The sequence below is a fragment of the Rhodococcus sp. CX genome (assembly GCF_015865005.1).
Taxonomy (GTDB): domain Bacteria; phylum Actinomycetota; class Actinomycetes; order Mycobacteriales; family Mycobacteriaceae; genus Rhodococcus.
Genome location: NZ_JADZGH010000193.1, coordinates 6,686 through 14,992, shown reverse-complemented (window position 1 = coordinate 14,992; position 8,307 = coordinate 6,686). Strand labels below are relative to the sequence as shown.

The 8,307-nt window shown below is 69.8% G+C and carries 9 protein-coding genes; 1 reads left to right on the top strand and 8 read right to left on the bottom strand.

Annotated elements, in window-relative coordinates:
* Nucleotides 1-112: 112 nt before the first annotated feature.
* From I0Q12_RS20770 to lspA, 5 genes are all read right to left on the bottom strand, one after another.
* Entirely contained in the window at nt 113-1,789 is a 1,677-nt protein-coding gene (locus I0Q12_RS20770) for a hypothetical protein (RefSeq protein ID WP_197254182.1), read from the bottom strand.
* Nucleotides 1,790-1,966: 177 nt separating this feature from the next.
* Nucleotides 1,967-2,314 (bottom strand): hypothetical protein, encoded by a 348-nt coding sequence (locus I0Q12_RS20765; protein ID WP_197254180.1) that lies wholly within the window; start codon nt 2,312-2,314, stop codon nt 1,967-1,969.
* A gap of 65 nt (nt 2,315-2,379) precedes the next feature.
* Complete coding sequence (locus tag I0Q12_RS20760) at nt 2,380-3,024, bottom strand: hypothetical protein (protein WP_197254236.1); 645 nt, start codon at nt 3,022-3,024, stop codon at nt 2,380-2,382.
* A gap of 9 nt (nt 3,025-3,033) precedes the next feature.
* Nucleotides 3,034-3,942 carry an RluA family pseudouridine synthase gene (locus I0Q12_RS20755; protein ID WP_197254234.1) on the bottom strand — a complete coding sequence of 303 codons (909 nt, stop codon included), beginning with the start codon at nt 3,940-3,942 and terminating at the stop codon, nt 3,034-3,036.
* A 17-nt stretch (nt 3,943-3,959) separates the two neighbouring features.
* Complete coding sequence (gene lspA / locus I0Q12_RS20750) at nt 3,960-4,559, bottom strand: signal peptidase II (RefSeq protein WP_197254179.1); 600 nt, start codon at nt 4,557-4,559, stop codon at nt 3,960-3,962.
* 66 nt (nt 4,560-4,625) lie between these two features.
* Here lspA and I0Q12_RS20745 point away from each other — a divergent pair, with 66 nt between their 5' ends.
* A complete protein-coding gene (locus tag I0Q12_RS20745; protein WP_197254177.1) occupies nt 4,626-5,576 on the top strand; it encodes a hypothetical protein in 951 nt (316 codons plus the stop codon).
* Between the two features lie 89 nt (nt 5,577-5,665).
* On the opposite strand, the gene I0Q12_RS20740 is transcribed toward I0Q12_RS20745, so the two are convergent.
* The 3 genes from I0Q12_RS20740 to I0Q12_RS33410 all read right to left on the bottom strand — a co-directional run.
* A complete protein-coding gene (locus I0Q12_RS20740; protein ID WP_374068751.1) occupies nt 5,666-6,232 on the bottom strand; it encodes a hypothetical protein in 567 nt (188 codons plus the stop codon).
* A 66-nt stretch (nt 6,233-6,298) separates the two neighbouring features.
* Nucleotides 6,299-7,636, bottom strand: a complete 1,338-nt coding sequence (locus I0Q12_RS20735; protein WP_307846380.1) for a DNA polymerase IV — start codon at nt 7,634-7,636, stop codon at nt 6,299-6,301.
* Between the two features lie 84 nt (nt 7,637-7,720).
* Nucleotides 7,721-8,307: DUF5915 domain-containing protein (locus I0Q12_RS33410; RefSeq protein WP_231611115.1), on the bottom strand; the 587-nt coding region annotated here is incomplete at its 5' end.

The following is an 8,307-nucleotide window of genomic DNA, read 5'->3' as shown; positions in this document are numbered from 1 at the left end:
GGCGCCGATCCCGCACAGGACTCCGACGTTGTTGGTACTACGGTCGACGGCGGTCACCCGCCAACCCTATTCCTCCGCGACGGTACCGGCCGACTACGCGACAGGTACCGCCTCAGAGACCGAGGGCTTCGCGAAGCCGCCGCGCGCTCATGGCACCAGGTCGTTCCTCGGCGGGAAGCGTGCCAAGCAGGTGGATCAGGTCGTCGCGGCGCGTCGGGTCCGCGGCGGCCTGCCGCGGGGTCAGCCCGTCGAGCGCGGGGATCTGTTCGTCGAGCCACGCCTGCTCGTATTCGCGGATCCGCTCGTTGAGCATGGCCGCGAGCTCCTCGTCGTCGAGGTCGCCGGGAACCTCCGACGCGGACTGCTGCGCCTGCGCCAACATCTCCGCAGCCGGGGTTCGTGACTCGGTGACCTCGCGTGCGTTCGGCGCCGCTGCGACGACCAGTTCGATCATGTCGTCGAAGTCGAATTCGCTCATCGCCTCGACGGTCAGCGTCCACGGCTCACCCGAGCGGTCGAGGCGCACCACACCGAGCACGCGCTCGCCGTCGATCCACGCCCACTCGTCGCCGCTAGCGGCACCGAAGCGACGGCTGAGCTTGCGCCGAAGGGTCGTCGAGGAAGGCACCGTGAACTCGGCGGTGCAGAAGACCATCGGTTCTCCGCCGGCCGTCACGAGTCGAGGCGGCGCGAAACGGGCGCTGAGGCACGATACGAGTTCTTCCGGGTCTGTCTCGTCATCGTCGAGCAACGCCATCAGCGGTCCGCGTTGTGGAAGGGCGACCGCTTCGGCGCCTCCGAAGATGTTCCAGAGGCCGTCGCCGACGGGCACGATCCGCGTGCAATACAGCTCCCCTGGCTTCACCTGCCGGCTGGCGGTCCTCTCGGTGACGTCGATGCGATCACCGGTGCGCAGATCTCGCATCGTGATACCCGATCCTGGCCGGACAGCGTCGACCTCGAACAGGGATCTGCCGATGAGCAGCCACTGCTGCGCGAGCAGCTGTTCGTCGTCGGGCAGCAGTCTCCCCCGGGTCTTCAGAAATTCGGCGAACGCTCCGGTTTCGAAAAGTGCGACATCCCAGACGAAGTCGTCGAGGCCGAGTGACGGGTTCTCGTGACCGCCCGGCAGGTAGGACGCGCGCACCAACGCCAACTCCACGGCCCGGATACGCCAGTGCGACAGCTCCACGAACTGGCCGATCTTCGCGTACAGCCAGCGGGCACGCTCCGCCAGGCTGTAGTCCCTGTTCGCGCGGTAGCCGGACAGCAGCTGATACATCGGATGTTCGCGTCCATCCTCCAACCGCCCGTACAGAGCCAACGCCCGTTCGGCGTTGCCACGGTCGGATTCGTATTGTGCCAGGTACAGCAGCGCCGGTCCGAAGTCGCTGTCGGCCGCGAGGGAACGGAGGTAGTGTCCCTCCGCGTCCTCGATGTGCCCGGAGCCTGCGGCGGCCCCGGCGATCCAGTGTGCAGCGGCAGCGACCTGCCGCGGACCGTGCTCGATCAGCCAATCCGCTGCACGGCCGATCGGCTCGGTGTCGAAGGCCTGGAACTCGAGCACGCGGTCATAGACGGCGGTGACGACAGCAGGGTCGGCGAGATCGAGGAACAGGTCCGGACCGTACAGGGAGAACGTCTCGGCGAATCTGTCGCCGGCTTCTGGGTCGCCGCTGCAGCCACCGACGAGTGTCACGAATCCGGTCGCGGCGAGCACCGCATCCTCGGGAACACCGAGGCTCTCTGCGAGATCCGATGTCGAGGCCCCGAAGTCGTCTGTTGTCATGGGGCCGAGGGTAGAGCCCCTGAGCAGCCTGGACCACCTGCCAGCGTTCCCGCCGTCGCGGCTGACAGCCGCGCGGCGCCGGTCGCGCACGGCTGCCTTCTGTCTCGGCGGCTGGGCGCTGCGCGCCTGGTGTGCACATTTGGCGGCTCCAACCGCCACAAGTACACACCGAGAAAATCAGTCGTCGGTCTCGTCGAGCACGCCGACGCTCACGCCGTAGGGCAGGAAGCGAACGCACCGGCTCGGATCCGTGTTGTTCTTGTGGGCACGCAGCGCGTCGAGTTCGGTGCGATACACCTGCTCGACCCGGGCGAAACCCTCGGCGTCGACCGAGTAGACCGCCCACACGCCGTCACCCGCGCTGCCGGTCGTTTCGGGTTCCGGGGCACGACGCGGCCCCGAGCCGCTCGATTGCCCGAGGAACCTGACGAACTGCTCCTGCAACTGCCGGAACTGCTCACCCGCTTCCCGCATCACGCGGTCGATGTCGTCGGGGTCGAATCCGAACGGCCGGTCGTTGTCCATCACGGACCTCCTCGGCGGAGACGAGCCCGCCGGCGTGGCGGGACCTCTCTCCAGTGTGCCGTGTCTCAGGGTTCGCCGTCGTCGGGTCCCGGTGCCACGACCTCCACCTGCTCGGGCAGCAGCGGAGACACCGCAAACCGTCCCGCGACCGCGTCGGCCGGCAACGCCTCCACAGCCCGCACGCGGGCGTCGTCGGTGAGCGTCCGCAGGTCCTCCGGAGCCGCCCACACGACTATCCCGACGACGCACGCGCAGCCGGCGGCGAGCCGCTCGGCCGACACCGCCGCAACCCGCGCGGCGCGATCGTTCCCGCTCGCCGGGACCTGCAACCGTGAAGCCGCGACGGACGGTGCGCGGCGCAGTGCTTCCGGATGCTGCGGCACCGCGACCGTCACCAACGGGGTCTGCACCCGGTCGATAGGGACCCGGAACAGCACCTGCGCGACCCGCATGCCGGCGCCGAGCTCCGCGACGGCAGCGACGTCGACCGGCTCGGTGAACGACACGAGGGCCCAGCGCGGGGCGCTCGCGTCGGTCGGGTCGTCGAGGCTCTCGGCGGCACGGCTCAGATACTCGGCGACGAGTTCACCCGAATCCGGACCGAGGGCGTCCGAACGCACCGAGGCGGGCCGCACCGGGTTGAGGACCCCCGCGAGCAGCACGGCGAGCACCAGCAGTGCCACGCACACCCACGGAAGTACCCGACGGATCACGACGACTCAGGCATCGCGTAGCACGGCCAGCGCATGTTCGAGGTCTGCGGGGTACTTGCTGGTGATCTCCATCCAGTGGCCCTGCGTGGGGTGCGCGAATCCGAGCGACCGGGCGTGGAGCCACTGCCGTTCGAGTCCGAGTCGGGCAGCGAGACGCGGGTCGGCGCCGTAGGTAAGATCGCCGCAGCAGGGGTGCCGCAGCGCCGAGAAGTGCACCCGGATCTGGTGGGTGCGCCCGGTTTCGAGGTGGATGTCGAGCAGGCTCGCGGCCTGGAACGCCTCGACGGTGTCGTAGTGCGTGATGCTGGGCTTGCCGTCCGCGGTCACCGCGAACTTCCAGTCGCTGCTGCGGTGCCGGCCGATGGGAGCGTCGATGGTGCCGCTGCTCGGGTCCGGGTGTCCCTGCACGAGCGCGTGGTACCGCTTGTCGATGGTGCGCTGCTTGAAGGCCCGCTTGAGCACCGTGTACGCGCGTTCCGAGGTGGCCACCACCATGACACCGGAGGTACCCACGTCGAGGCGGTGGACGATGCCCTGGCGCTCGTGGGCACCGGACGTGGAGATCCGGAATCCGGCGGCGGCGAGTCCGCCGATGACGGTCGGGCCGGTCCAGCCGACGCTGGCGTGCGCGGCGACACCGACAGGCTTGTCGACGGCGACGATGTCGTCGTCGGCGTACAGGATCTCCATGCCCTCCACGGGCTGCGCCTCGATGGTCAGCGGCCTCGGGGGCTCGGGCAGTTCCACCTCGAGCCACGATCCGGCGGACAGCCGGTCCGACTTGCCGGCGGGCGTACCGTCGACGAGTACCGCGCCTTCCTCGGTGAGCGCGGCGACCACGGTCCGCGACAGCCCGAGCAGCCTGGCCAGTCCCGCGTCGACCCTCATCCCGTCGAGCCCGTCCGGTACGGGCATCGCCCGGGTTTCTCTCACTAGCGTGCTCCCTTTTCCGTTTCCTCGGCTGCGTCCGCGTCGTTCGCTTTGCCCGCGCGCGACCCGTCCGGATCGATCCCGAACACGGTGAGCGCCACGAGCAGGATCGCTCCGCACACGATCGCCGAGTCGGCGACGTTGAACACCGGCCACCATCCGACCGACACGAAGTCCACGACGTGTCCCTGCAGAGGGCCGGGTGAACGGAAGATCCGATCGACAAGATTACCGAGTGCGCCACCGAGCACGAGGCCCAGACCCAGGGCCCACCATCCGGACCGCAGAGTGCGGCCGATCTTGACGACACCGATCACGACGGCGATGGCGACGATCGTCAACACCCACGTCATGCCGGTCGCCATGGAGAACGCTGCGCCGGGGTTGCGCACCAGCGTCAGGGTCACCGTGTCGCCGATGATCGAGATCGGATCGCGGGGATCGATGTGGGCGACGGCGAGAACCTTGGTGATCAGGTCGAGCGCGAAGACCACGACAGCCACGCCCAACAGCGCGATCAGCCGGCGTCCGGCCGGCGCGGGGGCGGCGTTCGGCCCCGGTGTTTCGAGGCTGGGATCTTTGCGGGCGGCGTCGTCGGTCACCGTGCCATCATCCCTCACCCCGGCGAGACGACGGCCACCCCACCCCGCGTGGCTACCCTGGGGGACGTGCCAGTGCTGTCCAGATTCGCTCCCCCGAGGCCCCGCGCGCTCGCTGCTGTCCTCTCCTTGACCGCCGTTGTCGCCGGGTGCAGCAGTTCCCCGGACGCGGCGACCGACATCGGTCCCACGTCCACCGAGGTCACCGTGCCGGTGTCGGCGGTGACGACGACGGTCCTCGACCCGGGTGCCGAACCTCGCGACGTGATCCGGGTGACGCCGGCCCTGGACACGGTCCAGCACATCGACCTGACCACCAGCTCGCAGGTCTTCCAGCAGATCGGTGATCAGCCCCGCCAGGACTTCTCGTCGCCGGAGGTCACACTGCCGCTGACGGCGACGGTCACGCGGGCGGTGTCGAACGGAGATCCCAGCACCGTCGTGGATCTGACGCTGGGCGACGCGACCTCCCCCGACGGGGCCCTGATGTCGGCGTTCGCGGCGGCGTCCGGGTCCGGGGCGGGTCTCACGCTCGGGCCGACCGGCGCCGTCAGCGCGCTGCGGCTGCGTCCGGCCCCGAACGCGCCCGACGCCGCGCGCGCCGCGATCGAGCAGGCGTTCTATCAGGCCGTGTACCGGATGGTCTCGTTCCCCGACGTCCCGATCGGTGTCGGTGCGGTGTGGGAGATCCACCAGCAGGTGATGAGCGGTATCACGCTCGACCAGGTGAGCACGGCGACGCTGGTGGCACGGGACGGCGATCGGTTCACCGTGCGGGTGAACATCGCGCAGACGCCCCGGGACTCGGCGTGGGAGCTGCCCAACGAGGCCGGACATCTGAACATCGATTCGTTCACGATGGCCGGGGACGGAATCCTCACGATCGACCCGGCACAACCGCTTCCGGTGGACGGCGAACTGACACTGGCCGGCGACCAGGCCTACAGCGATCCCGAAGGCACCACCAAGCTCGCACAGTCCCTGCAGGACCGGGTGCACTGGCAGGCAGGTCAACCCTGATCGGGTGCCCCGGTGTGAACACGGCGAGGGCCGGAGCGGTTGTCCGCTCCGGCCCTCGCTGCGTTCGAAAAGAGCAGGTACCCGGAAGATCAGGCGCAGGCAGGCGACTGCAGCGACGCCATGGCGACGATGCCGCACGCGCTGTTCTTCGACAGCTTCCACACGCCGTCCTCGGCGACGAAGTCGACGGTGCCGGTGGCGACCTGGTCGCCGATCTTGGTCTCGATACCGGCGGTGGCGGTGCCGTTCTCGTTGTCGTTGACGTCGAGGACGGTGACCTGGGCACCGGCCTGCTTGGCGGCGGCGGCCACCTGATCGATCAGGCTCGGGTCGGCAGCGGCGCCCTCGACCAGGTCGACCTTCTGGTCGGCCGGGACGGTCTCGTCGAACGCCTGCGCCAGCATGGCGTTGAGGTCCTCCACGGTCGGCACCGGCGGGTACGCGGCGGCCTCGGCCGTGGTGGTGGTGGCAGCCGTGGTGGTCTTCGCGGTCGTGGTCGTGCTGTCACCTTCGTCCGAGCTGCAGGCGGACATCGTGAGGGCGGCGGCCAGTGCCACCGTGGCGACGGTGATCTTGCGAAGCTTCAACTTCTCGTCCTTCTCGTTCTCGATCGTGCACGGGATCGTGCTCGGGTCATCCAGCAGCGGATGCTCCACCGGGACAGCGGATCGGGGGCCAGCGTACCCGGCGGCGATAAGAACTCCATGAGAGCCGGGACTTCTTCAGGCGAGGCTGGCGAGGGGGTCGGCGACGACGAGCGCCGGATCGTCCTCGGGGAGCGTCCGGGCCGGTCCGGGGCCGGTGGTGCGGGTCTCGAATCGCACCGTCACCCGTCCGTGTCCGGCGCCCTGAACCCAGCCGTGCCCGAACTCGGGGTGGCTCACATCTGTGCCCGGACGCCATCGTGACCGCGGTTCCTCGGCGCGCTGGTGAAGTACCGGTCGCGGCCCGGAGTCGGCCTCGTCGTCCTCGGCCGACCGGTCCAGTTCCGGGAACAGCGAGTCCTGCCGGACTGCCGACAGTCCCGCGAAACCGACGCCGACCAGCCGGATGGGCCCGATCTCCAAGGGGTCCAGGGCGAGGCGTTGCGCCGCGCCGGTCAGCGTCGGCAGGTCCTCGGTGGCGTACGGCAGCGTCGAGGATCGCGTGAGAATACTCATATCGGCCTTGCGCAGTTTGAGCACCACCGTGCGCGCGGCACGTCCGTCCTTCCGTAGCCGGTTGTGTGCGGCGGACGCGCTCCCGGCGACAGCCTGCCGCAGGTCGCTCATGGTCACGATGTCGGTCGCGAAAGTTGTTTCGGCACTGACCTGTTTCGCTTCGGCGCGTTCGGCGACCGGGCGGTCGTCGATGCCGTTGGCCAGCCGGTGCAGCCCGGGTCCGACGGTGGTGCCGAGGATGGACGCGGCCTCGGCGACCGGCAGGGCCGCGAAGTCGCCGATGGTGTCGATGCCGAGCCGCCGCAGCCTGTCCTCGGCGACCGGCCCGATCCCCCACAGCTTGCGGACCGGCAGGCCGTGCAGGAGGGCACGTTCCTCGTCGGGTCGCACGACGAGCATGCCGTCGGGTTTCGCGAGGCCGGAGCCGATCTTGGCGATCTGTTTGCCCGAGCCGGCCCCGATGGAGGCCACCAGACCGGTCCGCTCGAGCACCGTCCTGCGCAGGCGCGCGCAGAACCGTTCGACCTCGGCGACGCTCGCGCCGGCGAGTTCGGGTGGCTCGGCGAACGCCTCGTCCATCGACAGCGTCTCGAGGACCGGCACGTGGGAGCGCAGCGTCTCGAAGACCGCGTCGCTGAGGTTCCGGTACACGATGCCGCGCGGGGGCAGGACCACCGCGGACGGCCCGACGAGCCGGCGGGCACGGCTCATGGGCATCGCCGACCGCGCCCCGAACACGCGGGCCTCGTAGCTGGCGCCGGCGACGACGCCGCGCGCGCCGAGCCCACCGACGAGTACCGGCCGACCACGAAGGGTCGGCCGGGTCAGCTGTTCGGCGGACGCGAAGAACGCGTCGAGGTCCAGGTGGAGAACCCAGCGCCGGTTCACGGTGACGGGCACCGGTTCAGGGTAGTTCGCGGCACCGACCGTCCTCGTGCGCGGTTCCGGTAGCTGGTGCTACCGAAACCGCGCACGAGGCGGGGGTCATGCCTTGGAGATGGCCGCGCGCACGCCCTCACCGAGGTCGACGGCAGCGTCGCCGGCGGTCCCCAGTTCGAAGGTCGTCGCGAGGACCTCGCCTGCGATGAGGTCCTTGTGCCGGGCCGCCCACTCGGCGCGGTCGGCCGGCACCTCGAACGTCACCGTGATGCGGTCGGACACCTCGAGTCCGAGGTTGCGGCGCGCGTCCTGCAGTTCGCGGATGCGGTCCTTCGCCCAGCCCTCGGCTTCGAGTTCCTCGGTGACCGTCGAATCGAGCACGACCAGACCGCTGCCGCCGGGCAGCGCGGAGGTGGACTCGGGTTCCGCGGCGACGAGCCGGCTCGTGTACTCCTCGGGCAGCAGCGCGATCCCGGCGGCGGTCACGGTGCCGTCGGCGGTCTCGGTCCAGTCGCCGGACTTCACGGCCTTGATGACCTTCTGCACGTCCTTGCCGAGACGCGGACCGGCCGCCCGCGCGTTGACGACGACCTCGAAGCGGCCGTGCGCCTCGACATCGTCGGTGAGCTCGACGTGCTTGACGTTGACCTCGTCGCCGATCAGCTCGACGAACGGTTGGAGGCTCGCCGAAC

Bases quoted from the DNA above. Each gene is read 5' to 3' on its own strand.
- I0Q12_RS20770 (WP_197254182.1), bottom strand. From the start codon at position 1,789: ATGACAACAGACGACTTCGGGGCCTCGACATCGGATCTCGCAGAGAGC.
- I0Q12_RS20765 (WP_197254180.1), bottom strand. From the start codon at position 2,314: ATGGACAACGACCGGCCGTTCGGATTCGACCCCGACGACATCGACCGC.
- I0Q12_RS20755 (WP_197254234.1), bottom strand. From the start codon at position 3,942: ATGCCCGTACCGGACGGGCTCGACGGGATGAGGGTCGACGCGGGACTG.